General features: G+C 54.8%; 20 protein-coding genes and 7 pseudogenes. 9 read left to right on the forward strand and 18 right to left on the reverse strand.

The window, feature by feature from the left end:
• Positions 1-8: 8 nt before the first annotated feature.
• From pyk to DM373_RS23395, 5 genes are all read right to left on the reverse strand, one after another.
• Entirely contained in the window at positions 9-1,457 is a 1,449-nt protein-coding gene (pyk, locus tag DM373_RS23375) for a pyruvate kinase (RefSeq protein ID WP_057978697.1), read from the reverse strand.
• Between the two features lie 196 nt (positions 1,458-1,653).
• The gene (gene glpD / locus DM373_RS23380; RefSeq protein ID WP_057978699.1) at positions 1,654-3,192 is read right to left on the reverse strand and encodes a glycerol-3-phosphate dehydrogenase; all 1,539 of its coding nucleotides are present in this window, start codon (positions 3,190-3,192) and stop codon (positions 1,654-1,656) included.
• Between the two features lie 198 nt (positions 3,193-3,390).
• Positions 3,391-4,146, reverse strand: a complete 756-nt coding sequence (locus DM373_RS23385) for a DeoR/GlpR family transcriptional regulator (protein ID WP_057978701.1) — start codon at positions 4,144-4,146, stop codon at positions 3,391-3,393.
• A 95-nt stretch (positions 4,147-4,241) separates the two neighbouring features.
• Positions 4,242-5,747, reverse strand: coding sequence for a glycerol kinase GlpK (gene glpK, locus DM373_RS23390; protein WP_060501489.1), 1,506 nt, complete (start codon positions 5,745-5,747; stop codon positions 4,242-4,244).
• 97 nt (positions 5,748-5,844) lie between these two features.
• Entirely contained in the window at positions 5,845-6,687 is an 843-nt protein-coding gene (locus tag DM373_RS23395) for an MIP/aquaporin family protein (RefSeq protein WP_057978705.1), read from the reverse strand.
• A 371-nt stretch (positions 6,688-7,058) separates the two neighbouring features.
• Between DM373_RS23395 and DM373_RS29320 the strand changes: the two are divergent.
• Positions 7,059-7,253 (forward strand): annotated as a pseudogene (locus DM373_RS29320) (YbaK/EbsC family protein); the annotation flags it as partial.
• A 15-nt stretch (positions 7,254-7,268) separates the two neighbouring features.
• Here DM373_RS29320 and DM373_RS23405 read toward each other — a convergent pair.
• The 8 genes and pseudogenes from DM373_RS23405 to DM373_RS23445 form a co-directional block, all read right to left on the reverse strand.
• Positions 7,269-7,601 (reverse strand): annotated as a pseudogene (locus tag DM373_RS23405) (transposase domain-containing protein); the annotation flags it as partial.
• 38 nt (positions 7,602-7,639) lie between these two features.
• Complete coding sequence (tnpB, locus tag DM373_RS23410) at positions 7,640-7,984, reverse strand: IS66 family insertion sequence element accessory protein TnpB (RefSeq protein ID WP_041506139.1); 345 nt, start codon at positions 7,982-7,984, stop codon at positions 7,640-7,642.
• 88 nt (positions 7,985-8,072) lie between these two features.
• Positions 8,073-8,321 (reverse strand): annotated as a pseudogene (locus DM373_RS29325) (helix-turn-helix domain-containing protein); the annotation flags it as partial.
• A 357-nt stretch (positions 8,322-8,678) separates the two neighbouring features.
• Positions 8,679-9,155 (reverse strand): cytochrome P460 family protein, encoded by a 477-nt coding sequence (locus DM373_RS23420; protein WP_041506140.1) that lies wholly within the window; start codon positions 9,153-9,155, stop codon positions 8,679-8,681.
• 651 nt (positions 9,156-9,806) lie between these two features.
• Positions 9,807-10,214 carry a TetR/AcrR family transcriptional regulator gene (locus DM373_RS23430; RefSeq protein ID WP_041506141.1) on the reverse strand — a complete coding sequence of 136 codons (408 nt, stop codon included), beginning with the start codon at positions 10,212-10,214 and terminating at the stop codon, positions 9,807-9,809.
• The gene (locus tag DM373_RS23435) at positions 10,211-12,100 is read right to left on the reverse strand and encodes a site-specific integrase (protein ID WP_041506142.1); all 1,890 of its coding nucleotides are present in this window, start codon (positions 12,098-12,100) and stop codon (positions 10,211-10,213) included. Before DM373_RS23435 ends, DM373_RS23430 begins: the two co-directional genes overlap by 4 nt.
• Positions 12,097-13,773 (reverse strand): hypothetical protein, encoded by a 1,677-nt coding sequence (locus DM373_RS23440; RefSeq protein ID WP_041506143.1) that lies wholly within the window; start codon positions 13,771-13,773, stop codon positions 12,097-12,099. The genes DM373_RS23435 and DM373_RS23440 overlap by 4 nt, the downstream gene beginning before the upstream one ends.
• Positions 13,773-14,918 (reverse strand): tyrosine-type recombinase/integrase, encoded by a 1,146-nt coding sequence (locus DM373_RS23445; RefSeq protein ID WP_041506144.1) that lies wholly within the window; start codon positions 14,916-14,918, stop codon positions 13,773-13,775. Before DM373_RS23445 ends, DM373_RS23440 begins: the two co-directional genes overlap by 1 nt.
• Positions 14,919-15,007: 89 nt before the next feature.
• Between DM373_RS23445 and DM373_RS29930 the strand changes: the two are divergent.
• The 5 genes and pseudogenes from DM373_RS29930 to DM373_RS23465 form a co-directional block, all read left to right on the forward strand.
• A pseudogene (locus DM373_RS29930) lies at positions 15,008-15,103 on the forward strand (Y-family DNA polymerase); the annotation flags it as partial.
• Positions 15,104-15,222: 119 nt separating this feature from the next.
• Positions 15,223-16,380, forward strand: a complete 1,158-nt coding sequence (locus tag DM373_RS23450) for a tyrosine-type recombinase/integrase (protein WP_028692960.1) — start codon at positions 15,223-15,225, stop codon at positions 16,378-16,380.
• A 10-nt stretch (positions 16,381-16,390) separates the two neighbouring features.
• The gene (locus DM373_RS23455; protein ID WP_032904191.1) at positions 16,391-17,998 is read left to right on the forward strand and encodes a hypothetical protein; all 1,608 of its coding nucleotides are present in this window, start codon (positions 16,391-16,393) and stop codon (positions 17,996-17,998) included.
• 98 nt (positions 17,999-18,096) lie between these two features.
• Complete coding sequence (locus DM373_RS29115; RefSeq protein WP_223271185.1) at positions 18,097-19,836, forward strand: tyrosine-type recombinase/integrase; 1,740 nt, start codon at positions 18,097-18,099, stop codon at positions 19,834-19,836.
• Positions 19,829-20,245 carry a TetR family transcriptional regulator gene (locus DM373_RS23465; protein ID WP_079384160.1) on the forward strand — a complete coding sequence of 139 codons (417 nt, stop codon included), beginning with the start codon at positions 19,829-19,831 and terminating at the stop codon, positions 20,243-20,245. Before DM373_RS29115 ends, DM373_RS23465 begins: the two co-directional genes overlap by 8 nt.
• An 89-nt stretch (positions 20,246-20,334) precedes the next feature.
• Here DM373_RS23465 and DM373_RS23470 read toward each other — a convergent pair.
• Together DM373_RS23470 and DM373_RS23475 are read right to left on the reverse strand one after the other, a co-directional pair.
• A pseudogene (locus DM373_RS23470) lies at positions 20,335-20,964 on the reverse strand (SdiA-regulated domain-containing protein); the annotation flags it as partial.
• A gap of 32 nt (positions 20,965-20,996) precedes the next feature.
• Positions 20,997-21,617, reverse strand: a pseudogene (locus tag DM373_RS23475) (Tn3 family transposase); the annotation flags it as partial.
• A 133-nt stretch (positions 21,618-21,750) separates the two neighbouring features.
• Between DM373_RS23475 and DM373_RS23480 the strand changes: the two are divergent.
• From DM373_RS23480 to DM373_RS29465, 3 genes are all read left to right on the forward strand, one after another.
• A complete protein-coding gene (locus DM373_RS23480) occupies positions 21,751-21,993 on the forward strand; it encodes a transposase (RefSeq protein ID WP_079386423.1) in 243 nt (80 codons plus the stop codon).
• Entirely contained in the window at positions 21,990-22,157 is a 168-nt protein-coding gene (locus DM373_RS29800) for a transposase (RefSeq protein ID WP_356632538.1), read from the forward strand. Before DM373_RS23480 ends, DM373_RS29800 begins: the two co-directional genes overlap by 4 nt.
• A 195-nt stretch (positions 22,158-22,352) precedes the next feature.
• Positions 22,353-22,553: an aminotransferase class I/II-fold pyridoxal phosphate-dependent enzyme gene (locus DM373_RS29465; RefSeq protein ID WP_038405178.1), complete on the forward strand. Its 201-nt coding sequence runs from the start codon at positions 22,353-22,355 to the stop codon at positions 22,551-22,553.
• Between the two features lie 18 nt (positions 22,554-22,571).
• On the opposite strand, the gene DM373_RS23495 is transcribed toward DM373_RS29465, so the two are convergent.
• The 3 genes and pseudogenes from DM373_RS23495 to DM373_RS23505 form a co-directional block, all read right to left on the reverse strand.
• Positions 22,572-24,401 (reverse strand): sigma-54-dependent Fis family transcriptional regulator, encoded by a 1,830-nt coding sequence (locus DM373_RS23495; RefSeq protein ID WP_021018598.1) that lies wholly within the window; start codon positions 24,399-24,401, stop codon positions 22,572-22,574.
• A gap of 96 nt (positions 24,402-24,497) precedes the next feature.
• Positions 24,498-25,388, reverse strand: coding sequence for a transporter (locus tag DM373_RS23500; RefSeq protein ID WP_110995835.1), 891 nt, complete (start codon positions 25,386-25,388; stop codon positions 24,498-24,500).
• Positions 25,389-25,455: 67 nt separating this feature from the next.
• A pseudogene (locus DM373_RS23505) lies at positions 25,456-25,639 on the reverse strand (NAD(P)-dependent alcohol dehydrogenase); the annotation flags it as partial.

Consider the following 25,639-nt stretch of genomic DNA (forward strand, 5'->3'; position numbering starts at 1 on the left):
TTCCTCACTCAGCGAATGGCTTCACCGACGCACACGACTCGAAGGGAGTTCGTGCCACCTTGGGCGTTGGCGTAGTCGCCTTTGGTAATCAGCACGTGATCGCCAGCCTTGACGACGCCACGCCGGGTCAGCTCCGCAACGGCCTTCTCGTTCACCAACTCAGGGTCGAAATCATCGCTGTCGAACGGAATGGTGGTGACACCACGGAACAGCGTGACCCGGTTCTGAGTAGCCAGATTGCGAGAGAATGCAAAAATGGGCAGGTGCGAGCGAATGCGCGACATCAAACGAGGGGTATCGCCGCTCTCCGTCATGCAGATGATGGCTTTGACGCCATGCAGATGGTTGGCTGCATACATCGCTGACATCGCGATGGATTCGTCGATCTTGTGGAACACTTGATCGACACGGTGCTTGGAGCGATGGGATTGAGGGTGTTTTTCCGCACCGATAATGATCCGGTGCATGGCCTCAACCGTCTCGATCGGATAGGCACCGGCCGCGGTTTCAGCGGAGAGCATCACCGCATCGGTACCATCCAGCACCGCATTGGCCACGTCGAACACTTCAGCACGGGTCGGCATAGATTGAGTGATCATCGACTCCATCATCTGCGTCGCCGTGATTACCACGCGATTCAGTGTGCGAGCACGGTCAATAATCAGCTTTTGCACGGCCACCAATTCTGCATCGCCAATCTCAACGCCCAGATCGCCACGAGCGACCATTACACCTTCCGATGCTTCAATGATCGCGTCCAGAATACGTAGATCGTTGACGGTTTCTGCGCGCTCGATCTTCGCGATCAAGCCTGCCTGCCCTCCAGCTTCATGCAGCAACCGACGCGCCAATTCCATATCCGAAGCATCGCGTGGGAACGACACAGCCAGGTAGTCCACCTGCATTTCTGCGGCAGTCTTGATATCGGCGAAGTCCTTCTCGGTCAGTGCCGACGCAGACAATCCCCCACCTTTGCGGTTGATCCCTTTGTTGTTCGAAAGCGGCCCGCTGACCAGGACTTCGCAGATCAATCGCGTCGCCTCGACCTTCAGGACCCTAAGCTCGATTCGCCCATCATCAAGCAGCAAAATGTCGTACGGACGGCTATCGGTGATCAGCGCTTCGTAGTCAATACCGACTCGCTGCTGGTCCCCTGCATTCTTGTCCAGGGAAGCGTCGAGAACGAACTGCTGACCCTTTTCCAGGATCACCTTTCCTTGCGCGAATCGCGCAATTCGAATTTTCGGACCTTGCAAATCAGCCAACACCGCCACGAAGCGGCCATGCTTGGCAGCCAGCTCACGGACCAACCTCGCCCGGGCAATGTGATCCTCCGCCTTGCCGTGAGAAAAATTCAGACGCACGACATCCACGCCTGCTTTGACCAACCCCTCGATGGCTTCGAATGATTCGGTTGCTGGCCCCAATGTAGCCACAATTTTTGTTCTGCGTTGCATGACAGTCACCACTTCAAATACGTTCGTATGAATAGCGCCCCGTATAAATCCGAAGCCCTGCTTCGCTAACCCATGCGCGAATTGTTCGAGCCCGGCACGCCGAAGCCGGCCGGGATGCTCGAAGGTCGGTCATGATTCGCGGTAGAAAGCCCCTGAATCGTAGAGTTCAGGGGCTTTGCTTTAACCGGACTCCCGATCAGGCCGTTTCGATCTTGCTGCGGTTCTGCTCGACCTTATTCAGGTAGTCCTTGAGGTTTTCCTGTTCCGCCGGTGTGATAAACAAACCGAGCTTGCTGCGGCGCCACAGAATGTCGTGCGCGGTGGTGGCCCACTCTTCACTGCACAGGTAATCGACTTCACGGGTGTAGAGCCCGCCGCCGATGTGTTCGCCCAGATCGCTCAGGTTCTGCACGCCTTCCAGCATGCGCCAGGTGCGGCTGCCATAAGTGGTGGCCCAACGGCTTGCGATTTCGCTTGGCATCCAGTCGAACTTGTCGCAAATCAGCGAGCTCAATGCCTGCGGGGTGGTCATGTCTTCGCCGCCGGGCAGAGTCGATTGCGCGGTCCAGCTCGGCTTGATGCCTTTAAAGAACGGCGCCAGTTGCGCCAGGGCCGATTCGGCCAGTTTGCGATAAGTCGTCAGCTTGCCCCCGAACACCGACAACAATGGCGCCTCTGCCGCACTGCCGGACAGGGCCAGGGTGTAGTCGCGAGTCACGGCCGAAGGGTTGTCGGATTCGTCATTGCACAGTGGGCGAACGCCAGAGTAGCTGTGCAGGATGTCCTCGCGGCTCAGTCGCTTCTTGAAGTGCGCGTTGACCACCTTGAGCAGGTAATCGGTTTCGCCTTCGGTGATCGTCACTTTGGCCGGGTCGCCGGTGTATTCGCGGTCGGTGGTACCGATCAGGGTGAAGTGGTTCAGATACGGAATAGCGAACACGATGCGCTGGTCTTCGTTCTGCAGAATGAAAGCATTCGGCGCGTCGTAGAGTTTCGGCACGATCAGGTGGCTGCCCTGGATCAGGCGGATGCCATACGGTGATTCCAACATCAGGTCATCGCGAATGAACTTGGCGACCCAGGGGCCGGCCGCATTCACTAGCGCCTTGGCGCGAATCGAAAACAGGTTGCCGTCAGCGCGTTCCAGGTGCAGGTGCCACAAACCGTTGCTGCGCCGGGCGCTGACGCAGCGGGTTTGGGTGTGAACATGAGCGCCTTTCTCGCGGGCGGCCATGGCATTCAATACGACGAGGCGAGCGTCATCGACCCAGCAATCGGAATATTCGAAGCCTTTGGTGATTTCGCTTTTCAGCGGGCTGTCCGGACCGAACTTCAGGCTTTTCGAACCTTCAAGTTTTTCCCGTTTGCCCAGGTGGTCATAAAGGAACAGACCGGCGCGGATCATCCATGCAGGTCGCAGGTGCGGGCGGTGTGGCAACACGAAGCGCATCTGCTTGACGATGTGCGGCGCCTTGGCCAGCAGCACCTCGCGCTCGGCCAGGGCTTCTCGAACCAGGCGGAATTCGTAATGTTCGAGGTAGCGCAGGCCGCCGTGGATCAGTTTGCTGCTGGCCGACGACGTGTGGCTGGCCAGGTCGTCCTTTTCGCAAAGGAACACCGAAAGACCGCGACCGGCGGCATCCGCTGCGATCCCCACGCCATTGATCCCACCACCGATGACGGCGATATCGTAGACCTCAGCGAGAGGGGGCGTAGGCAAGGTAGAAGTGAGCATCGGCAGGCCTCAGGGCTTTGTTGTGCATTTGAATTCGAACATTAATGTTCATTTTCGAAAATTGCAACCGAAATTGACGCCCGCGACCACTTAACTTCGATTGAAAATACTCATCGAAGGGCCGCTAAAGGAACATTTTCGAACATTTAGATGTGCGGGGGGGGGGGATTTGTAGTGCGGGCTTAACCGCCCTTGGGGTTAAACAACCTCGAGGCGAATCTTGTGTTGACTCAGTAGCTGCGCCAGCGCCGGCACTGGCGGCTGATCGGTGACCAGGCAATCGATCAGGCTGATCGGTCCCAGTCGAACCATGGCGTTACGACCAAATTTACTGGAGTCGGCCGCCAGTATTACTTGTCGGGCATTGGCGATGATTGCCTGGGATACCCGCACTTCCTGATAGTCGAAATCCAGCAGGCTGCCGTCTTCGTCGATCCCGCTGATACCGACCAGGGCGAAGTCGACCTTGAACTGGTTGATGAAATCGACGCTGGCCTGGCCGACGACACCGCTGTCGCGGCGCACATTGCCGCCAGCGAGCAGGACTTCGAAATCATCCTTGGCGCTGAGGATCGAGGCGACGTGCAGGTTGTTGGTGATCACCTTGAGCTGGGTGTGATTGAGCAGCGCCCGGGCGATGGATTCGGTGGTGGTGCCGATGTTGATGAACAGCGAGGCGTGATCGGGAATCTGGGCGGCGATAGCTTCGGCGATGCGTTGTTTCTCATCGCGCATTTGATCGGCACGCATGGCGTAGGCAGTGTTTTCTACGCTTGAATCGTAAGCAGCGCCGCCGTGATAGCGACGCAACAAATTTACTTCCGCCAATTGATTGATATCGCGGCGGATGGTCTGCGGTGTAACGACGAACAGCTGAGCCATTTCCTCGATGCTGACGTAACCGCGTTCGCGGACCAGCTCGAGGATTTGCTGCTGACGGGGAGGCAGATTCATGGGGCTTCCTTTGGGCTGCCGTGCAAAATTTGCCCATGATGCCGCAGGAATCCACTCCCTGCCAGTTACATACGGATACGAGTCAGTGCTCTGGCTTACTTAGCCTCTTCGTGCGGTTCCCAATCGCGGGTGCGGCTCACGGCTTTTAGCCAGCCGGCGTAGAGTTTTTCCTTCTCTGCTTCGGCCAAGTGAGGTTCGAATTCGCGCTTGATCACGGCTTTGCCACGCAGTTCGTCCAGGCTGCCCCAGAAGCCACAGGCCAGACCTGCCAGATAGGCAGCGCCCAGGGCAGTGGTTTCACGCATTTGTGGGCGTTCGACGTGAGTGCCGAGAATGTCCGCCTGGAATTGCATCAAGAAGTTGTTCGCGACTGCACCGCCGTCGACGCGCAGGGCTTTGAGGCGTTCGCCCGAATCCTGTTGCATGGCGTCGAGCACGTCGCGGGTCTGGTAGGCAATCGATTCCAGGGCCGCGCGAATGATGTGATCCACGCGTACGCCACGGGTCAGGCCGAACAGCGCACCACGGGCATACGGGTCCCAGTACGGTGCGCCTAGACCGGTGAAGGCCGGGACCAGGTACACGCCGTTGCTGTCTTTGACCTTGCCGGCAAAGTATTCGGTGTCGTGAGCGTCGTTGATGATTTTCAGCTCGTCACGCAGCCACTGCACGGTGGAACCGCCGTTGAACACCGCGCCTTCCAGCGCGTAAGCGACTTCGCCGCGTGGGCCACACGCGATGGTGGTGAGCATGCCGTGCTTGGATTTCACGGCCTTGTCGCCGGTGTTCATCAGCAAGAAGCAGCCGGTGCCGTAGGTGTTTTTCGCCTGGCCTGGCTCGACGCACATCTGACCGAACAGAGCAGCCTGTTGGTCGCCGGCAATGCCGCCGATGGCGATACCGCTTTTGGTATGGCCGTAGATTTCCGAGGACGACTTTACCTCTGGCAGCATTTCCCGCGGGATATCCAGTATCTCAAGCATCTTCGCATCCCACTCCAGGGTGTGGATGTTGAAGAGCATGGTCCGCGAAGCGTTGGTGTAGTCGGTAACGTGGATCTTGCCGCCGGTAAATTTCCAGATCAGCCAGCTGTCGATGGTGCCGAACAGCAACTCGCCGTTGCGGGCGCGTTCGCGGCTACCTTCGACGTTGTCGAGAATCCACTTCAGCTTGGTGCCGGAGAAGTACGGGTCGGTAACCAGGCCCGTGGTTTCGCGGATGTACTGTTCATGGCCATCGCGTTTGAGCTGCTGGCAGATCTCGGTGCTACGTCGGCACTGCCAGACGATTGCGTTGTAGATCGGGCGGCCGGTGGTCTTGTCCCAGACTACGGTGGTTTCGCGTTGGTTGGTGATGCCGATGGCGGCAACCTGATCGTGATGCAGGCCGGCTTGAGCCAGGGCCTCGACCATCACCGCACTTTGGGTGGCGAAGATTTCCATCGGGTCGTGTTCGACCCAACCGGCTTGCGGGTAATGCTGGGCGAATTCGCGCTGAGCGGTACAGACCACATTGGCGTCGCGGTCGAAAATGATCGCCCGGGAGCTGGTCGTACCCTGATCGAGGGCAATGATGTAGTTCTTATTCTGAATGTCGGTCATGTCGATTGCCTTGGACGAAATAAGGGGGGGTGGGGGCGCGAGATCAGGGTTGGGCAGGATTTCGCGCCGCCGCTTTCAAGAAACTTTTACTTTGCCGTCAATGGCGTGTTCTGCAGGCGTGTTCTGCATCCTTTGTAGCAGGTATGACGCTGGGTAGATGGCGGGCAATCAGCCCGCGATAGGCGGCAGCGCCGAGGCAGGCACCGATGATCGGTGCAAAAATCGGAATCAGGAAGTACGGAATATCGCGCCCGCCGGTAAAAGATATTTCACCCCAGCCGGCGAAGAAGGTCATCAATTTAGGACCGAAATCGCGCGCCGGGTTCATCGCAAAACCGGTCAGCGGGCCCATCGAGCTGCCGATCACGGCAATCAGCAGACCGATCAGCAACGGCGCCAGTGGGCCCTTTGGTAGACCATTGTTGTCGTCGGTCAGGGACATGATCACGCCCATTAGAATGGCGGTGATGATCACTTCAACCAGAAATGCTTGGCCCGTCGACAAGGCAGGGTTCGGGAAGGTCGAGAACACCGAGGCCAGTTCCAGGCTGGCTTGTGTGCCGCGAACCATATGGTGCGTTTGTTCGAAATCGAAGAACAGGTTGCTGTAAAGCGTGTAAACCAACAACGCTGCGCAGAAGGCGCCAGCGACCTGGGAGAAGATGTAGAACGGTAGTTTGCGCTTTTCAAAGTCGGCAAAAATGCACAGCGCAATACTGACTGCCGGATTGAGGTGGGCGCCGGAAACACCGGCGGTCAGGTAGATCGCCATGCTCACGCCGATCCCCCAGATGATGCTGATTTCCCAAAGGCCAAAGCTGGCACCCGCGACCTTGAGCGCGGCAACACAGCCCGTACCAAAGAAGATCAGTAAAGCAGTACCCAGGAACTCGGCCATGCATTGGCTCGAGAGCGAAGGTTGTTGTAATGCAGTCGTCATTGAAAACCTCGTTTTTTGTTGTTGTCGGGCGCTTTTTCATCAGGGTCAAAGCGCGATTTTCACTGAAGCAAGATCCCCTTCGATCTCGAGCTTGCTGCCGAGTGTTGCAGTGGAACATTCGCAAAATGTTCACATTCGAAAAATACAGACATTGAACACTGGTGTCAAAGGTCGAAAGTGAATAAAAACCCAATTCAACTATTAGTCATTAGTCACATGAATCATCGTTCTTGCTTAATCAGCGCCTCTCTCTGACGAGCGGCAACAAGCGCTGGTAGCCCTTTGGAAATTGGCCAAATAGAGCCTTGTGTCGATCAATGACCTAGAATCCAGCACACCATTTTTCTTCAGCCGCCAAGCCAAGAGCTACCATTACACCCGCATTGGATTTGTTGAAAAAAGTTCGTTACGAACATCGTGCGCGCAGTTACGAACATTATCCCAAGGCAGCGTCTTATGGGCTGGAGCCCGCGGAGAACTTCGGATTGGACCTACGCAAGTGTTCAAGGCATTGCTGGGCGGCTACTGAGAAGTTCGAGTTGCCGGTAGCCGTGGTGCCGGTCGTTTGGCACTGACGGCAGGCGAAGTTTCCCACCGCAACCAGAACATTGTGATTCGGGCTGATGGACGTGAATTTCGCGAGGCAGGTGTTCAGGTAATGGCTTGCGCCGAGAGATAGGGCGAGGTGGCGGTTCGGTTGGCGGCGTCAGTTCCGTCTGGCTGACTTGCAACTCTTCAAGACTCAGTTGGAGCTGATCGATCATCGCGTCCAGTTGCTCGGAGCTGCGACCGAACTGCGTACGACGCAGCTTGGCGATCATCATTTTCAAGCGCTCAATCTCTGCCCGCTGGGCAGAGACCAGAGCCTTCAAGACTTGAAGATCGTTAGGCAGAGAGTCGGTCGCGAGAGTCATGACCGAATGTTACTTGGGATTTTTTTCAGCGTGGCAAGTCAGACCGCGAGGACAGGTGCTGTACGAATTGGCCTGCGCCAATCAATGCCTTCCAACAGCATCGACAACTGCGCAGCCGTCAGCGACACGCTGCCGCTGGTTGCTTGCGGCCAGACGAAGCGCCCTTGTTCCAGCCGTTTGCAAAACAGGCACAACCCGTCGCCGTCCCACCACAGCAATTTGATCCGGTCACCGCGCCGTCCGCGAAAGGCGAAAATCTGACCGGAGAACGGATCGGCTTTAAGCTGAGTCTGCACCAGTGCGGCTAAACCGTCGAAGCCACGGCGCATGTCCGTGACACCGGCGGCGATCCAGATGCGGGCTCCAGCGGGAGGAGAAATCATCGCAATAACTGCTGCAAGATGAGTTGCAGGGTCTGCGGGTCAGGCGTGCCAGTGATGCGCAGCTTACGGGCTGCCCATGCCCGAAGGTTCTGAAGCTAACCAGTATCTTTTTTTCGACTTGGTTGAGACTGTCGGCAGAAATCGGCGTATTCGTGCCGGTGAGCACGAAGAGAATGTCTACACCGTGATTCGTGATGGCTGCGAGATAATCAGCTTTAGGCATGCGTTTGCCACTTTCGTATTTGCCTTCAGCGTTTGCCTCCACACCACCTAATTGACCAAACGCACGTTGCGAAAGACGTAAGCGCTCCCTTTCGCTTCGTAATCGACAGCCAATTCAATCCATATGAATACTCAAACAAGTAAGCTCTATTCGTTAGGGTTGTAAATTGATTCAGCCTGAACCAATTTTAACCAGTATGAATGATTTTGAACCATGTCACGCTTGGAGCAGCGCCGCGTAAAGGGCAAACGTCCGAGCATCATGACGACCACCCAACAAGGTAAATCCGACCAAGAGTTTCATTCTTGAGAGATTGCGTTACCCCCGCCACATCAATTGAAGGCTTCAGCTAGCAGGCGAATATGAAGTCTGCGTTAATTTGAGAAAAGTCGCATTAATTTCAGAAACCTTATTGAACCATTGGCTCATTTGTCACTCTGAGACCACCGCAAAACTGTCGATGTTTCTCGCTCAGTCACGCAAGCGGCTGAACACGTAGTCGTGATCTTTTTGCGGGGTATGGCAGGCAAAGCAGGCGGTCGTCGCCTTGGCACGCACGACGCGATTGGCTGAGTCACCGCTGCCGAAGCCTTCGAACCCCCAGCCCCCCGTCGCACTGAACTGCTTCGCATCCTTGTGCATGACGCCCACAACCTTGCGCGCTCCTTCGGTCACAGCATTGTCGGCCCGCTTCGCGTCCAGCAAATCGAACACGATGACCGCGCCATCCGGAAACTTACCTGATCGGTAACCTTCCATCGCTTGCTTATTGGCATACAGGTGATGGATGCCGCCGAAGGCTTCGTAAAGCGGATGTCCCTGGTCAATGACCATACTCTTGACGTGGTGCCAGTCGCGGTAGCCGGTCGGGTACGGCACTTCCGCATCTGTCGCCAGGACAGGGTTGACGAGGGTTGCCAGTGTCAGTGCAGCGAGTAAGCGCTTCATGGTTGCCTCAGTACTTCAGTCCGCGAGCGCGGCACCGAAGTTGATGTGAATGATTGGTGGTCGATACCAGCGCAGGTGCCGACTTCACGCTAAACCCCTCCGCCTGGGCGATGCGTCCTTGCTGATCACCGAGAAGCGTCACTGCAACCTGATTGCGCGCCGGGTCGAGAGCGCTGGAGTACTGCTGTTCTACAGACACTACATCGGAGAGCTGTTGTAAAAAACAGAGCCTTGCTCATGTCCGACTCCTCTATCGCTGGCTTTAGAGCATCGCCACGATGCATTACTGGAATTAGAGCTTGCTACCTCTATCTCGTCAAATTATGCATCGAGGAACACTGGTGTTGAGGGGACCTGCTGCTCAATGGGTTGCCGACCGATACGTTGCCAGATCACATTCCCACTGAACAGCAGTCGCATCACTTGCACACAATCGCCCTTAGCGTTGGGATCAGGAAGGTGTGTTGGACGGACGGTTATGGGCACACTTCTTGAAACGATTCGTCTGCGGCATGTTGTTTGGCTGACACTCCCCAGTGATTTTTTTGTAAGTCCTTCCCTTCTGGCAGATTCCGTCCGACGGACAGAACATACTTGGAGGGAGTATCAGAGCATTTTCGTAGCACATTTAGAGAGCGAGAGCTTACGGAATTACAACTTGCCCGAGGGTAGATCTACTACCTTGGGGTCGCTCTGCTTTGCCTTTAGAACACGGGTCTCGGCTATCAATACCTCGTTAATCGAGGCGAGGTTGGCAATCTTCACGCGTAGCTCCTCATTCTCTTGGCGGAGCATTCGATTTTTCTCGCGTTCAGCCAAGAGATCCTGGTGTTTCACATCCCGCTGAGCACGACTCGAACGTCCCTGAGCTTCACGGATCGCTTCGGCGATATTTGGGTAGTGATTGTGGATCAGCGCCGTCGAAACACCGGCCTCACGCGCCACCGCGGCGATGGTGACCTTGGATTCTCCGGTGTGCGTCCGACCACGCTGGATGCGCGCGAGCGCGAGTTGCAAATCCCGCTCGCGGGCGTCCGAGGGCTTGCGTTTGATCGTCATACTACGTTCGCCTCCGGGTCGTATCCAAGCTGCATAAGCACGTCACGACAGCGATCCAAATCACGCAATACGCGCTGTCGACCACCGTCACCAATATCGTTGCAATCCAACAACCCCTTCAAGTTGCCATAAAGACGCTGGTAGATACCAACATGGGCACCTCCAATCACGGCGTTGTTGCAGTCGCCGCAGCGCGTTCGCTCCATGGTGTTGCCGACGCAACGATCATCGGCGGCGGTACACCAGGCATGACCATTACTTCGAATCGCGGTGCTCTCAGCAATCGAGGTCACCATCGAGGCGTGGTTCTTGAAGATCGCGAGGTTCGCCGAATCGCGCTGCCAATGCTTGATCGATCGACCGTAGCCGCCAGTCAGTGGTGTGTCCCCCAGCCAAGTACCGACGACCTCGGACTTGATGTCTTCGAGTTCTGACTGGATGTCTTCGTACAGTTCGATATCGAGATGCTGCCCCCAATCTTGATCCATGGCGTAGCCCAAGGTCATGTCCATGGACCAGTGCGCGAAATGCTCACGCAGGTAACGCAGGTCGCCAAACTGGCTATGCGCTGCGTAGTTGGCGAATTTACGGCGAAATTGATGGCTGGCTAAGATCCAGATCAGACCACAGCTCTTCGCGAACGCTTTGAGGCACATGTTCCATGCCGAACCCGAGAGGGTACGAACTTGATTACGCTTCGTGGCAGCCACCCCGAGAAAGAGAGCCTGCTGATGCTTCTGCGCCGTGGCGATTTGCGGATCACTCGAGTTAAGCATTCTTCGCTCGGCGATCTCAGCGTCGATCATCGCCTGGTACGGCTCGGCCCAACGCTCCATTAGGCGCAACACGTGCACAGCAATTTCTGGAATCATCCAGTCGTGCACGCCGGTATCGGTTTTTTCCGATGTGGAGCGCAGCCAGTGGAAGACCGTGCCTTCATCGTCTTCCGTACGGTGGTGCGCGCCAGATTTTACGTTGGCCAACTCATGATTCCGGCAACCGGAGGTGCTGGCCAGAACGATATAGGAGGCAGTTCTCAAATCTTTAATCGCTTGGTTGAATGTCTCAAGCCCGCCTTCCCACCCAAGAGCCGTCAGCTGGCGAACCTTATGCTCCTGAACTGATCTGATCACCTGTCCCTTGCGCGCTACTGCGACGCTATCGAGGGCGTCGCGCAGATCGAGCAGACGCTCACCGCGCTGAACCTGTTCATAGGCCTTCTCGAACAAAGTACAAAACACCTCATCTGGTATCAACGGCGTTTTGCCGGCCTCACTGTTGAGGGAGGCTCTACCGGCCAGGGCTCTCGCCGATGTATCAGGCCAGGGATGTCTTGGGATTGGGTCGTTGGTGTACTGACTGAGTTCATGAAGCGCCTCGACTGACATAAAACGACGTTCAAGGGCCGCCGGAGACAGCGCCTGCCCCCGATTGCGACGCGTCTGTCGGATCTCCTTGCACTCGGCGACGTAATTTGCACAGATCATGGGCGTTACAGCGCCGAAGTGACCGAGCTTAAGCGCGCTTAGATACCGTAGAAAGGGCAATACATTTTCAAAAACATTGCGCAAAGTACTTGCCACGGGACGCTTCTGCCCTGCGCGACCGCGCCGTAGGTAGCGGTACAAGAGGGACTTCATCACCGTTACAAACGCAGCGGGTACTCGATTGAAGTCCAAATTCCTCATGTTGTCCGGTACATTGCTAGTCAACCCTTCGAGCTGCCAAATGTTGTCGCGATAGCGACTGAGGATGACCCAGTGGCCATCAACATGGATGGCGCTGACAATGAGTGCTTCGCGGTCGCCCTCGGGCAACTCACGTATATCCCCTGGTTGTAGTTCGATGCTTGCCCAAGGCAACATGGCCACATTGCTTTTGCTCATGCAAACATCTCCAGACTTTCCACTACATCGGACGACCAAAACGGGTGCGGATCGCGGCGAGCCTGCTCGCGAGCAGCTTCAACGACGGCCGATTTGAAGGTTCCACGCCGCAGCCCTTCAGCCACGATATAGTCGTCAATCAATCGAGGAATATGCGCGTATTCCTGCGCCCAACGCCGCTTGTTCATGCGGGTACGCTCCGCAAACACACGGAAGTAAAAACTAAATAGCCGGTGCAAATCGTCTCCCGTGACCGCGTAATGTTTGCATCGCAGACAGTTGAGGAATGAGAAGCACGCTTCCCCCTCACGTTTTGGTGCATATTGGCCGTTCACCGGATCACCACAGCGCCCCATTGGGGTAGTTTTGTAAGTAGCGCCAATGGTCCGGCTGAGCAGTTCCTGAACCATTATCTCGCCCATAAACTGCCAGTTGCGCCTCGCGTCTGCGCTAGGTGCCAAGTAATTTCGTCCGGCCACCTGTGGTGTGTTACCAAGCGCGATGGCCGTGGTCATCAGGTCACCCGCGAGCAATTCGAATATTCGGTTGGCAAACGTTTTACGTAGTCGAGAGATGTTGATGCGCAGCGGCCGACCATCCGTATCGACGAGTCCATAATCAGTCACCAATTTTTTGGCCGCTAGTTTCAACGCTGAATCCGTCAGGACAATGACCGTGCCGACGCCTGGACCACGGTGCACGCGATACAGCCAAACGCAATCCTTGATGTCGTTCGGAGCCTCCGCACGCAGCGTTTCACTGTGAGCAAGGACACGGCGGATCAGGCGTTCAATGTTGGTTTTGATGGTTGGGGTCGACTCCAGACGACGCTCAGTGGCGCTCTCTGCGCGCAGAGCCACTTTACTGCTGCTGTGTCCGCGACGTTTCCAGAGGACCAAAAAGACACTGTTGTCTTTGGGGTGAGCGCGCAGGCAATCGTGCCCCATCTCCAGCAGCGGCGTGGCGTTACGCCCGGTGTGCAGCGCAACGGTCAACAAGGCATAAGCCAGTAGCTCACCTGTCACAACGGCGTCTTCATTCCAGATTGGCAGGGTCGCCTGTTTTAATGCTGAGGTGAACGCTTGTCGCTGACGTTTCGGTAGTGGCGTTTCCCCCTTACTCTTGCCACTGTTTGGGAACGGGTTTCGCGGAAACGTCGCATCGTCCCCTGTGGTGACCAACGAAATTATCCCTCTGCGGCCCAACGCGTGAAGGACGCACTTCATACCGGTGTAGTGAGTACTCTGGCTAAGCGTGGTAATGCCCAATCCAGCAAGGTAGCCAAGAAAATCGTCAATCAATGCGCGATCGATGGCGTTCAGGGTCAACTCACGGCTGAGCGCGGTTGCACGCAAAATCATGAAGTTAAGGAAGTGGCGTAAACCGCCTTTACAGAAGCTTGCTACGGTACTCGCTTCGACCCCAGTGTCCTGCTGGGCCAGAAAGCGTTCAGTCTGTCGCTGACAGGCATACGTGATTGAATCGATACCCACGCCGTACCAGAAAGCGAAGTCGATGCCTCGGGAACGCGTGGCATTCCTTCCGAAATTGACCTTTGTGTGGACAGGTGGAATCACTTCGGGCAGAACAATGACAGACCCGTTCGCGTCGTGACTATGCTCGACTTGCGGGATATTGAGGTCGGTCTTTAAGAAGACCTTGCGCTTCCCCATTAAACAGCTCCCAAGTCGTCAGACAGTTCATCGTCGTAAGCCAGCACCGCGTTGTCGGCCAGTTCGTTGACCAAGTGCAGGTACACCATCGTCGTCTGGATCGAACTATGACCGAGCTGCCGCTGCACAAACACGAGCGGTTCCAGGCTGCTGCCATTGCGCTGAAGGGCGACCAGAGTATGGGTCGCGTAGGTGTGGCGAAGCATGTGCGTATGAACCTTGATATCCGCACGCTTGCCAATTTCTCGGACAATGCGTTCGATGCGTTTACCATCATCGGCGTAGGGCTCACCGAACTGATTCAAGAACAGCGATTTGTGTTGAGTACGACTCAGTGAAGCCCGCTCACCACGAACCTGCACTACATACCGGTACAGATCCGCGAGAAAGCGTCGACTGATATAGATGTCACGCGGCTTGCTTCCCTTCGTTCGCATTCCGTGACCATCGTGTGGATCAAGGCGAATCCGGATGTTGCGCTCGTGCCTACCGGCTTTGTCCGGATCGAAGACATACGCCAACGGAAAAGAGGCGATTTCCGCTCGCCGCAGGCCAGTCTGAAGTCCAAGTCGAATCATCATTCGGTGATGCGGATTTTCCGCCTTCTCCAGCAACTCCTTAATCTCATCCATGCTGAGGAACTTCGGCAGCACCCGATGCTGACGCGGCATGACGTCGTTCACCATTGCCTTTCCGCCGCTGGCATCGATGTGTGCAAGAAAGCCGGGAGCCCGCTTGATCTTCCGCTCCTCATAACCAAACGGCAGTCTGCTCACCCATTCCTGCTGCTGGGCATACTCATAAAACTTGCAGATATAGTGGAGTCGTTGCCGGGTTGTTGATCGGGCCAACTGACACTCCACCAGGCAGTAGTCCCGGTAACCGGCAACGACACTCTTGGCCTCGCCACGATCTACGTCTCGCCAGTCGAGCTCATGTGCCTGAAGGAAACTGAAAAAGTCGTAAAGAGCACGCCCCGTGCTTGGCCAAGATTTCCGCGACCCAATGGCTCCCCGCAATAGAAAGTGGCGCATGAATTCATTGGCAGGAACGCAACTGTCCATCGTGTCCCAAAGCAAGATCGGAAAGCCTGGATACGGGCGACCGCCAATCACCAAGAGTTCAGTAGCCCACACAAGCTCCATCAACCGCCCCCCCAACCTATGATCTAAACCAATGCTTCTATGGTTGCTTTCTAAATTACTGTTTATAAAGTACTTACCTTCTAACTTTTATCAAGCCCCAGAACAACAGCTTCTACGCCAGCTGCGAGCGGGTGTTCCGCCCCGACCTTGCGCGCACGCCGATCGTGGTGCTGAGCAACAACGATCTGAGGGGTGGGAATCGTTAGTAAATCCTGTAGAGTCCGCGCCACCTTCTGAACCCCTCTGGAACAGCAGTTTCCAGGCTTCATAAGGCAATCCATTGGAAGTGTTTTAGGGCAGCGGCATGAGGCTGGTATTCGCAACAAAAGACCTAGCATTAGCAGGTCGATCCTTTGAAGGCTTTCCGTTGCTGATTGGGTCAGAGGGATGGCCAGTCGAGCCAGCTCAATCCTTCCTTTGGCACACGCTTATCGAGTCAGGTGAGGCCCTAAGCGATTTGACTTGGGAAGCCTATGGACGGCGTCTGTACGATTACTTTGCCTTCCTGGAAGCCAATGGATTGGGCTGGGACGAGGAAAGCCCGGCTCACGGTCTGAGTGCTCTGTCGAGGTACAGGGATTGGTCGAGCGGAGAATTAGCACTTGATCCCGGCACGGTGAACAATCGTCTGGCCTTGATCGTGAGGTTCTACCGATGGGCTAAGCAGCGCAACCTGATAACTGTGCTGCCCTTCGGTGAGAAAAGGGTAAGAGTTGCCCAACATTCCGGTCTTCTCAGTCATATCGCTCTGCCCGGAGCCGAGAGCACGAAAGTTTCGGTGATGGTTCGCGACCGAAAGCGCTTGACCAAATTCCTGACCAAGGATCAAGTCAAGGTATGCCTTGCCCTGGATACCGATCCAAGCCACCAGATATTGTTCCACCTCATGGTGCGTACCGGCCTTCGCTCCTGTGAAGCGAGGTCTTTTCCTCTCAAATATGTGTTCAACCCCAGGTTGAAGAAGGGACTGCGCCCAAGGCAAATGATCAGTGTTGCTCTTGATCCTTCAGACATGCATATCAAGTACGACCGGCCTAGAACTATCGACGTGCCATGGTCGTTGATGGAGAGCATGTGGTCTTACTCCCTTCACCAACGAGAGGTTCGTAAGTCCAATGGTGATGGACGTGTTACCGCGCTGCTGCTGACTAATGAAGGCAGGCATTATTCAAAAGATTCCGTAGTGGACGTTATGAAGTCCTATGAAAGAAAGTGCGGTTTCTATGTTCGGGCCCACATGCTACGCCACACCTATGGGACTTATACCTTGCTTGCTCTTCGAAAAAGCAAAGAGTTTGAAGGTGAGCCATTGTTGTATGTCCGAGATAGGCTGGGGCATTCAGATGTGCAAACAACTATGATCTATTTGCATCTCATAAACCAGCTTGAAGCCCAATCCGTCCTTGCTCACGAGGACGAAATTGACATGATGTTTATGACTGATTCGGTTTCGCGTATTTGAGGTAGCACCATTGGCTCGGCAAAAAAGCTACAAGGCGGTTATGCGGTCGGTTACAAAAGGATTCGAGGCTGTCGAAGATGATATCAAGATTGACCTGCCGAGAAACCCGAGAAACCACAGGCAACTCGATCATACGAAATATTTAGGCTTGGGCTTCGACGCTTGGGCAATTCAAAGTCTTCACGTTATCAAAGCTTTGCTACAAGGAGGAAACTTCTCAGTGACGACCTTGATTGGTTACTCTACGAACGGGCTGAGATTTTTTATAAATTTCTTGAGTGGAGGTTCGGTCAAGTCGCCACCTGCAACGCCAAACAGTCTTACCAAAAGCCACTTGGATCGATACGTCTCTTGGCTGAGGCTAAAATACCCTAACGGCTCGACAGCCAAGAATTACTATACTAGCTTCAAGTCGTTAGTTGTTGTTTTGGCTGAATATGGATTTATTGAAGTTAATCTTGACGATCTTTTGCCCCTCAATCCATTTCCTAATAATTCGCAGAGCACTAAAGATGCAGATCCGCTCACCTTGGGTGAAATGCAAAGGCTGATTGGCGCTTTGAAGTCAGATCTTATTGCCATCCATAAGGGTACATTCCTTGGAAATGGCGCGGAGGCGATGGCTGTATTGCTACTAATTACTGCGGCAAGGTCTGGAATCAATACTACGCCGCTCTTGGAGATGAAAAGGGATGCCCTACAGCCTCACCCATTTATTCCTAATCTCAGGTTGATTACTACCGTCAAACGTCGAGGTAAAGGCGCACAGAGCAAAACAATCCGTCAGACTAATCTGCTAGATGAGTACAGTGCTATTCCCCTGGATGGGGTGGCAGTCCTCAATAAGGCGCTGGAGATTTCTAAGCCACTCGTAGCACTGGCACCTGATGAAATATCTTCATGTGTGTGGTTATATCGCTCGGGCCAGCCTGGCCGCTCGAACGACATCGTTACCCTTACACCCGGTGCTTTATATGTCACGGCAAAAAGCATTTGTGAGCGTCATGCGCTTCAGGATGATCAAGGCAATCGGCTAAATGTCACGCTTAGTCGGCTGCGAAAGACTATGGAAAGCCGTTTGTGGAAACTGAGCGGTGGCGACATTATAGAAGTTTCCTCCGTTATGGGTCATACCCCTGGTGTCGCCGATAATCACTATTTGAAAATCAACGATGAGATCAAGGTCGACGGGGCGACATTTGTTGGGGAGGCTTTTCCGGACAAACTACGTGGCATAAACGTTATACCAACCCCACCAGGCGGCTGCAAAGATAGCCTTTACGGTAGTCTGGCACCAAAGGATGGCGTCAATCATTGTTCTGAATTCATCCACTGCCTCGGTTGCCCTAGCTATGCAATTGTAGGCACCTTGGAGGACTTATACCGGCTGTTCAGCTACCAACAATTCTTGTATGCAGAAGTCGAATACTTTCTCACGGACGAGTGGGGCGCATGGCGCAAGCGTCAGTTTGACTATATTCGATTGATAGATGATTTCACCCAGAAGTTTGATCTTGCATTGGTTTCGCAAGCAAGGGCTCAGGCTGAGTCATCTCCGCACTTGTTCTGGGCTAAAAAAATCGAGTTCATGAAGAAAAAATTGGGCGGCGAAATTTGAGCATAAGAACCACGAATGCGGTGTTAAAGGCATATGATGTCCTCATCGCACAGCCAGTTTCAGCGAATGGTCTAAGTCCCGCAGAGCGGGATGCAATCGTGATCAGCGCTATCGTTAATGAAGATGGAGAAACCTTCGTTCTTAGCAGGTTTGGCGATGCACAGTGGGATCTTCGCCCGTTTTTTGATCAGGCCAATATTGCTCATTCTTATAAATTCATCAACTGGGATATGGGCATGCCTCGGGCGCTTATTGATGACTGCAAAGCTGTTGCTTATGCTTGGTTTAAAAGAGGAATGCCTAGATCCAAACCTCCTATCGCACGGGGCATTACTACTTTCGCCGTCGTCAGCGTGATGCCTTTTGTTCGCTGGTTAAACAATCTAGGAGTTTCAAGCTTTGCAGATGTCCGTCCGATCCATGTCAGCAATTACGTTCATCATTGCAAATATGAATTGAAGTTAAGGCCTCTCCCGCTGTATGGGCGATTACGGGTTATTGATTTTCTTTGGGTGTTTTCTGTCGACACGATGTTTCCCATTCAGAGTTATCCTTGGGGTAATTCGACATTGTGGCGGATTTGTGGGGTCGCGAATGTAAAAGGGTTGGGTGCTGCCACTAAAAACGTCGGGCGAACAGATATCATTCCTCATGATGAACAATCTAGGATTTTCAACTATTGCGAAAGCATTGTCCGGGAGATGAAGGCCGAATTGGCAGTCAATGGTATTGGATATCATCCTAGTGATGAACGGATGGCAATTCGTTGCAGAGATGCTGTTCTGTATATAGTTTCAATCACTAGCGGCATGCGCAATGACGAGGCAATTGGAATTGAGGTTGGCGCTTGGCGCAAAGAGTTAAGAAATGGAATTAATTTTTGCTGGGTGACCACAGTCGAGCACAAGACAGGTAAAGGCCAAGTCGAATATCTTGTGCCAGAACTAACGATTGAAGCTTTAAGTCTTTTGGCAAAATATTCAGCACCCATCAGAAAAGAGCTGGATGAAGAGATTAGACAGCTTGCAAGCAATCGGGATTTTTCGTATTCAACTGAACATCTCCTTAGGCTCGAAAAAGCCCGAAAAGACGCGAATAAACTATTTTTGGGACGAAACACACAAGGAGGGAAAGTTCAGGAAAGCCATCATGTTGAGGCTCTCAGCGGGCAAGCATCCAATGCTGCGTTTGACCGTATAGCTAAAGCCGCTGGAAGCGATTGGCCGTTGAGGACGCATCAATGCAGGCGAACATATGCAAGATGCTTTGTAGAATCCCGTATGGGCCGCACTTCATTGATCTACCTCAAATGGCAGTTCAAACACAGCAGCATGAGTATGACCCAACTCTATGCATCCAATCCGCAGCAAGACCTGACTCTCTTTGATGAGATCTTCCAGCAGATGACAGAGTTTAAAATTGACCTGATCGAATCATGGCTCGATGATCAGCCACTGGCAGGGGGCGCTGGCGAAAAGATTGTGGAATTGCGGGCAATTCCAATCAAGGATAGAGCTGCTTTGCTTGCCCAGACCGCCCCACATGCCAACATTCGTGCGACTGGACACGGCTGGTGCATCGCCACAGAGCGGGGCTGCGGAGGTGCTGGTCTATACGAAGCCACACGGTGTCCAGGGTGCAAAAATTCGGTGATCGATGAAGTCTTCGCCAGCACTTGGCAGGACATCTACATTCAACAGCGAGAGCTGATAAAAATTGAGGATGCAGGCCCGGCTGTTAGGCAGCGCGCAGAACGCGACTTGCAGGTTGCACTAGATGTAATTACCAGCCTTGGCCTTTCTCCAGTTGAGGAAATGGAGGAGGCGGCAAATGACTAGACAGGCGGTGGGCCCTGACTCTCCTATTCGCTCCAGGTCGAAGACACTCGCCGCGCTCAACAAGGTCGTCGACGATCTCATTGCTGGTGACGGAAAGCTTTCCATCACATCCGTTGCCCGTGCCGCAGGTGTGACTCCGGGACTCATCCATAACACTTACCCAAGCATAGCGGAAAGGATTCGCAACATCGTTGGCAAGTCGGTGCGAGCCCAGCGAGACTCTAAGCATCAAGCGTTGATGAGCGAGAAAGAAAAGAACAGGGTGCTCCGTGCAGAGAATGATCAGCTTTTAGCGGAGGTAGCTCGGCTGGCTTCGGTTAACCAGCGACTAATATTCGAGATGATTCAGCTGAAGGCGGTTGCCAACGGTAAGGTCACCGCACTCCCTCTGAAACCAGGGCCCAACTAGGCCCTGATGGGGAACCCGCAGAATTCGTAAAAATCGCACGCTAACAGTTCAAGCGTCCCGGCCACGCCTGACTGTAGCTTGTTGACTGGTCAGTCTGTCTCGCGGGTAAAGCGATAGAACAAGTTCGGCTCGCTGACCACGTACAAATACCCTTCATCGTCGATGGTTACGCCTTCGGCTTGGGGTATGCCTTTCAGCAAACCAGCAAACCCCCTCGCCAAGGAGCGGAAACTCACCACCTTGCCCTCATCGGTGATTTCAATCAGCAGTTTCGACTCGTCGCTGAGCAATATCAGGTGGCCACTCTGTTGATCGAAGACGACCGAAGACAAGTCAGTGGCAAATACCTTGTCCTTTACCAAGTTGGACAGGTCGCGCACGTGCAGGGAAAAACCTCCTGCCAGGCTGGCACGAAGGCCGCCCACTTCCAGCAATTGGCGAGGGTCACGCTCCTTGGTCACAAACAAGCGATCACCTTTCAGGTCGTAGGCGAGCCCTTCAAGGCCTTTGTTGTCCGCCTTGCCAAGTGCCAAGGTCAGAGCTGGATACTGGTCTCGGCTCAATGAGCGACCGGGAGAAAGCTTACTGCCTTCGGCGAGGGGGACATCCACGATAACAAGGCTCTGCCGGCGCTCCTCGGCGATTACCAGTTGGCCGTTGCCGGCATAGGACACCGCCTCCACATCGTGGAAACCGTCCAGGCTATAGCGCCTTTCCAGGGGAGCCCGCAGAATTCGGAAAAAATCGTACGCTAAGGTTTTCCGACCTGCCGTAGCGGCCTGAATTTACCGTCTTCCAGCTTGCGGCTCTGCCGCCAGACGTAATCGCCGGTCAGGTTAATGTGCTCCCAGCCCAGCGGCGAAAGGTATTGCAACAGGTCGGTGTTCACCGGCTTTCCGGCGTCAGTCAGCCCCTGGGTTGCCCGCTCCAGGTAGACTCCACAGCACAATAGCGGCGGTGATCAGGTTGAGGCCGCTGGCCCGGTAGCGCTGCTGCTCGAAGCTCCGATCCCTGATTTCACTGAGGCGGTCGAAGAACACCGCACTGGCCAGGGAGTTGCGCGCCTCGCCCTTGTTCAACCCGGCATGCACACGACGACGCAACTCGACACTTTGCAGCCAGTCCAGGATAAACAGCGTGCGTTCAATCCGGCCCAGCTTCCGCAGGGCCACGGCCAAGCCATTCTGGCGCGGATAGCTGCCCAGCTTACGCAACATCAGCGAGGCGGTGACGGTGCCCTGCTTGATCGATGCTGCCAGACGCAGAATCTCGTCCCAGTGAGCGCGGATGTGCTTGATGGTGGGGTGCCTCCGATCATTGGCCGCAGTGTCGGGTAGTCCTGGACACTCTGTGGTACATACAGCTTGGTTTCGCAAGGGCGTTTGGTTGCGAATCATGGCGTCACTCGCGGCTGACGCTGATCTGGAGCATCTGATGGTGGATGGCAGCATCGTGCGCGTTCATCAGCATGGCGCGGCAAAAAAACCGATCAGGACGTCGAAGCCATGGGCAAATCCCGAGGGGGACTGAGCACCAAGATTTACGCAGCCGTAGATGCCATGGGCAATCCGGTGCGTCTGCTACTGACGCCTGGTCAAGCCTCGAAATACAGACAAGCCGAAGCGCTGATCGAGGGTTTTACCCCCGAGGCGGTATTGGCTGACAAAGGCTATGACTCTGACGCCTTCATTGGGCTATCCAGCGCAGGGGCGCGGAAGCGGTCATCCCCTCGAAAAGAAATCGCCTGAAACCTCGCCAGCTGGATCGGCATCTCTACAAGGCGCGCAACTTGGTGGAGCGCTTTTTCCAGAAGCTGAAGCAGTTTCGCCGGATCGCAACAAGGTATGAACGACTGGCAAGAAACTATCAGTCGATGTTGAGCCTAGTGTCAGCCGTCATATGGCTGGCCTGATTGAGAACACCACCTAGGCCAGCTGAAAGCGACCGTAAGACGCAATTCCTCCAGCCCCCGCGTTTCGGTGCCGAAATTGTCGCCCAGGTGCTGAGCGATCCCATGCTTTTTGCGTTGTGGTTACAAGAGGTAGAAGCAATACGTCTGCGGATTGCAAGTATGCGGCAGATGTAGGCAGCACTCCTGAGAGAAGCATTGCCCGAACGGAACTTCGATTTTTTTGTTCAGCAGAAGGGCATGTTCAGCTTTACTGGCCTCTCCCATTCGCAAGTGGAACGGTTGCGCGATGAGTTTGGTGTTTATCTCTTTGGCAGCGGTCGCATGTGTATGGCTGGGCTCAACGGGACGAACTTGCCTTGCGTTGCTCATGCGTTGATCGAGGTCTGGAAGGCGTGAAGCCTATTGTGATGCTGATTACTCAGACTTGGTAATCCGCCCCAGCTTTTTGTACAACGTGGTCCTGGAGATACCGAGCTGGCTGGCGGTGGCAGAAATGTTTCCAGCGTTGGCCTGCAGCGCTGATTCGACAGTACGGCGCACGGCGTCCTGCAAATCGCTCCCTCTCTCCTGCTCACTTTCAGCTCGCATATCTGCTGGAAGGTGCTCCAGCAGTATCATCGGTTGGTCACTGGCCAGCGCCGCCGCAAGGCGCAGTGTCTGTTCCAGTTGGCGAATGTTGCCTGGCCAGACCTGGCGGTGCAGAGCCATTAATGCCTGGTGCTCCAGCGGTGGAGCGCCGTAGCGTTGGCGCAGGAGGTCGATCAAGGTGTTCAGATCCTGACGTTCACGCAAGGCCGGCAAGCGGATTTTCAGGCCATTGAGGCGGTAATAAAGGTCTTCACGAAAACTTTTATCAAGCATGCGTTGCTGCAGATCGCAATGGGTGGCACTGATCACCCGTACATCCAGGGCTCGCCGTGTCGTGCTACCCAGACGAGTGATCTCGCGCTCTTGGAGCACCCGCAATAACCGGGTTTGCAGCGCCGCCGGCATATCACCAATTTCGTCTAATAACAGGGTTCCGCCATGTGCAGCTTCCAGTTGCCCGCTGGCCCCGCCTTTGCGCGCACCGGTGAAAGTGCCTTCCACATAACCGAAAAGCTCAGCCTCGATCAGGCTTTCCGGGATCGCCGAGCAGTTGATCGCAACGAAGGGAGCTTGGGCGTTCCATTGATCATGTAAGGCTCGGGCGAATACCTCTTTACCGGTGCCCGTTTCGCCCTGCAGCAAAATGGGGACGCCTGCAGCGAAGGCCTTGCGGGCGTTGTCCAACTGGCGATTGAGCTGAGGGTCGGCGCCCAGTATGGACACGCAAAGGAGCGGGGAGCAGACGTGCAGCGCAGTTGATTCTCGACGTTGCTCAATCACCTGTGCATACAACCGGGAACCGTCGCTGAGGGTCAATTGTTGCTGTGCTCGGTGCAGATCGATAGCGCTGCTTTCTTCGAACAGTTGATCCAGGCGTTTGCCTATGGGGCGAAATTGTTCAAGTCCCAACAATCGCTGGGCAGCGCGATTGGCATTTTGAATGCGTCCTGTCTGGTCAACTGCCAAGAGGCCCTGCAATGGCGTACCCAACAGTCGTGGGTCATGCTGCAGCGACAGGATCCGGCAATCGCCCAGCGTGGTAAAAAAGCGATTTTCGGCCGCCATCGCCGCGTGACTCAATTGTTCCAATACAGCACCAGCCTGACGGTCACCGATCCCCGTGATGTCCAGCACGCCAATCACTTCACCATGCAGGCCCCGGATGGGCACACTCACGCAAAAGAAATGCTCGAAGTCACTGAGGTAATGCTGGTTGCCGATCAGTACCATCGGAACACCTTCGGCCAAGGTGCAGCTGGGTGCTGTGGTGCCAATGTCGGATTCCTGAATGCGACGTCCAATTTGCAACGGCAGCAGTGGCCCGTCGAGCGTGCGTGCTTGGCGCGCGTGGACGATGACCCCCCGCGTATTGACGCAGAAAATTGTCCATGAAGCACCGCCGATTTGCTGCCAGAGTCGGTCGATTTCTGGTCGTACACACTCTGCAAGTTGCTGGTCTGACTCATCAAGCGGCAGCAGACTGTCGTCCTGTTCTGCCAGCCAGGATTGCCAGGGCAACAGGCCGGCTTCACGTGATCGCGCCCAGGAGTGAGCGATGGTGCTCGGCAGAAGATTGGAGGGCAGGGCGACACCTTCGACGAAACGCTGGCGGGCAATTACCAGACGTTGCTGATCGTGCAGGGTGTGGGCATCCATCGAGACACCTTTTTATTGGTTGGAGTCGTGCCGTTGACCGCTATAGGCTGGTCACGACACGCTTTGATGTATACCTTCGTTAAACCAACGTCAAGATCAAAACGGCAGCAGCGCCCTTAGGTTGACGCCTATGTCCTCCTGAAAACCACCTACCACATGGATATCATGGGTTAGCTGCGCACTGAGCTGCACAGTACGACCGACCATTTGCTGGAATTCAGCGCGCACTTGCTGCACCTCGGTTTTTTGCCCGGTGTAATTACCATCTAGATACTGTTTGCCACCCGTGCTGGTGCTGTAGCCCAGAGCCACGCGTTGGGCCGGATTGAAGTCATAGCGCAAGTTGCCTTGTAGCTGATAGGTCGCGTCTTGTTTGAGCGTCTGGTTGCCGGTGCCAGCATCATCATTATGTCCATACACCACGGCATCACCGTACAGCTCCATGGATACCTTACCCCACAGTGGCTCAACCCAGCCCAACTGCAAATCGCCCTTAAAACGGTTCTCGCCAAGGTTCAGTGTGTCGTGTTTGTCATAGCTGCCCCACGGCAGGTATAGAAAAGGGGTAATTCCGAAGTAGCGGCCACTGGCCCCGGCGGCAGGCTGATTGACCAGCCAGAAGGTAGCGCCGATGATCGGGTCGGCCAGACCACTGGCGCTACCCAACGACTGGCCTGCGATACGCGCGTCGTACACATGGCCGAAGGGCAGGAGTATTTGCGGGTCGACGGTCATACCGCCGATGTCCATGAAGTGGATCAATCGCAGGATGCTGATATTCGATTTTAGACTGGTATCCCGCCGGTTATCGGGCGCACCATCAGCGTTGAAGCGATCAGCATGGCTATATTGCTGATACCAGGCGGCGACATTGGTACCGGCGGGCAGGGCGGTGTAGTCGCCAGCATTGACGTCGACGGCCAGAGCTTTTGTTGAACTCAGCGCGAACGCCAGTAAGCCCAAGGAATTTCGGGAAATGATATGCACGAAGGGATTCCTGCTTTTTTTTGTTATTAGAGAAGCACCGGAGCGCTATGCGCTCCGGGTATGTCACTCAGCCGCCAATGCGAATGATCGGTTTGAGAGTGATGCCTTTTTCGCTGTCTTCGGCTGCCTGGTTGATGTCCTCGAAGCTATAGAACTTCACCAGCTTGTCGAAGGGGAAACGCCCTTGCAGGTAAAGGGAGACGAGCTCGGGAATGAACTTCTGCGGCACACTGTCACCTTCAACAATGCCT

The organism is Pseudomonas sichuanensis (assembly GCF_003231305.1).
Lineage (GTDB): Bacteria > Pseudomonadota > Gammaproteobacteria > Pseudomonadales > Pseudomonadaceae > Aquipseudomonas > Aquipseudomonas sichuanensis.

Coding starts and splice junctions, on each gene's coding strand:
- pyk (WP_057978697.1), bottom strand. CDS start 1,457: ATGCAACGCAGAACAAAAATTGTGGCTACATTGGGGCCAGCAACCGAA.
- glpD (WP_057978699.1), bottom strand. CDS start 3,192: ATGCTCACTTCTACCTTGCCTACGCCCCCTCTCGCTGAGGTCTACGAT.
- DM373_RS23385 (WP_057978701.1), bottom strand. CDS start 4,146: ATGAATCTGCCTCCCCGTCAGCAGCAAATCCTCGAGCTGGTCCGCGAA.
- glpK (WP_060501489.1), bottom strand. CDS start 5,747: ATGACCGACATTCAGAATAAGAACTACATCATTGCCCTCGATCAGGGT.
- DM373_RS23395 (WP_057978705.1), bottom strand. CDS start 6,687: ATGACGACTGCATTACAACAACCTTCGCTCTCGAGCCAATGCATGGCC.
- tnpB (WP_041506139.1), bottom strand. CDS start 7,984: ATGATTTCTCCTCCCGCTGGAGCCCGCATCTGGATCGCCGCCGGTGTC.
- DM373_RS23420 (WP_041506140.1), bottom strand. CDS start 9,155: ATGAAGCGCTTACTCGCTGCACTGACACTGGCAACCCTCGTCAACCCT.
- DM373_RS23430 (WP_041506141.1), bottom strand. CDS start 10,214: ATGACGATCAAACGCAAGCCCTCGGACGCCCGCGAGCGGGATTTGCAA.
- DM373_RS23435 (WP_041506142.1), bottom strand. CDS start 12,100: ATGAGCAAAAGCAATGTGGCCATGTTGCCTTGGGCAAGCATCGAACTA.
- DM373_RS23440 (WP_041506143.1), bottom strand. CDS start 13,773: ATGGGGAAGCGCAAGGTCTTCTTAAAGACCGACCTCAATATCCCGCAA.
- DM373_RS23445 (WP_041506144.1), bottom strand. CDS start 14,918: ATGGAGCTTGTGTGGGCTACTGAACTCTTGGTGATTGGCGGTCGCCCG.
- DM373_RS23450 (WP_028692960.1), top strand. CDS start 15,223: ATGAGGCTGGTATTCGCAACAAAAGACCTAGCATTAGCAGGTCGATCC.
- DM373_RS23465 (WP_079384160.1), top strand. CDS start 19,829: ATGACTAGACAGGCGGTGGGCCCTGACTCTCCTATTCGCTCCAGGTCG.
- DM373_RS23480 (WP_079386423.1), top strand. CDS start 21,751: ATGGGCAAATCCCGAGGGGGACTGAGCACCAAGATTTACGCAGCCGTA.
- DM373_RS23495 (WP_021018598.1), bottom strand. CDS start 24,401: ATGGATGCCCACACCCTGCACGATCAGCAACGTCTGGTAATTGCCCGC.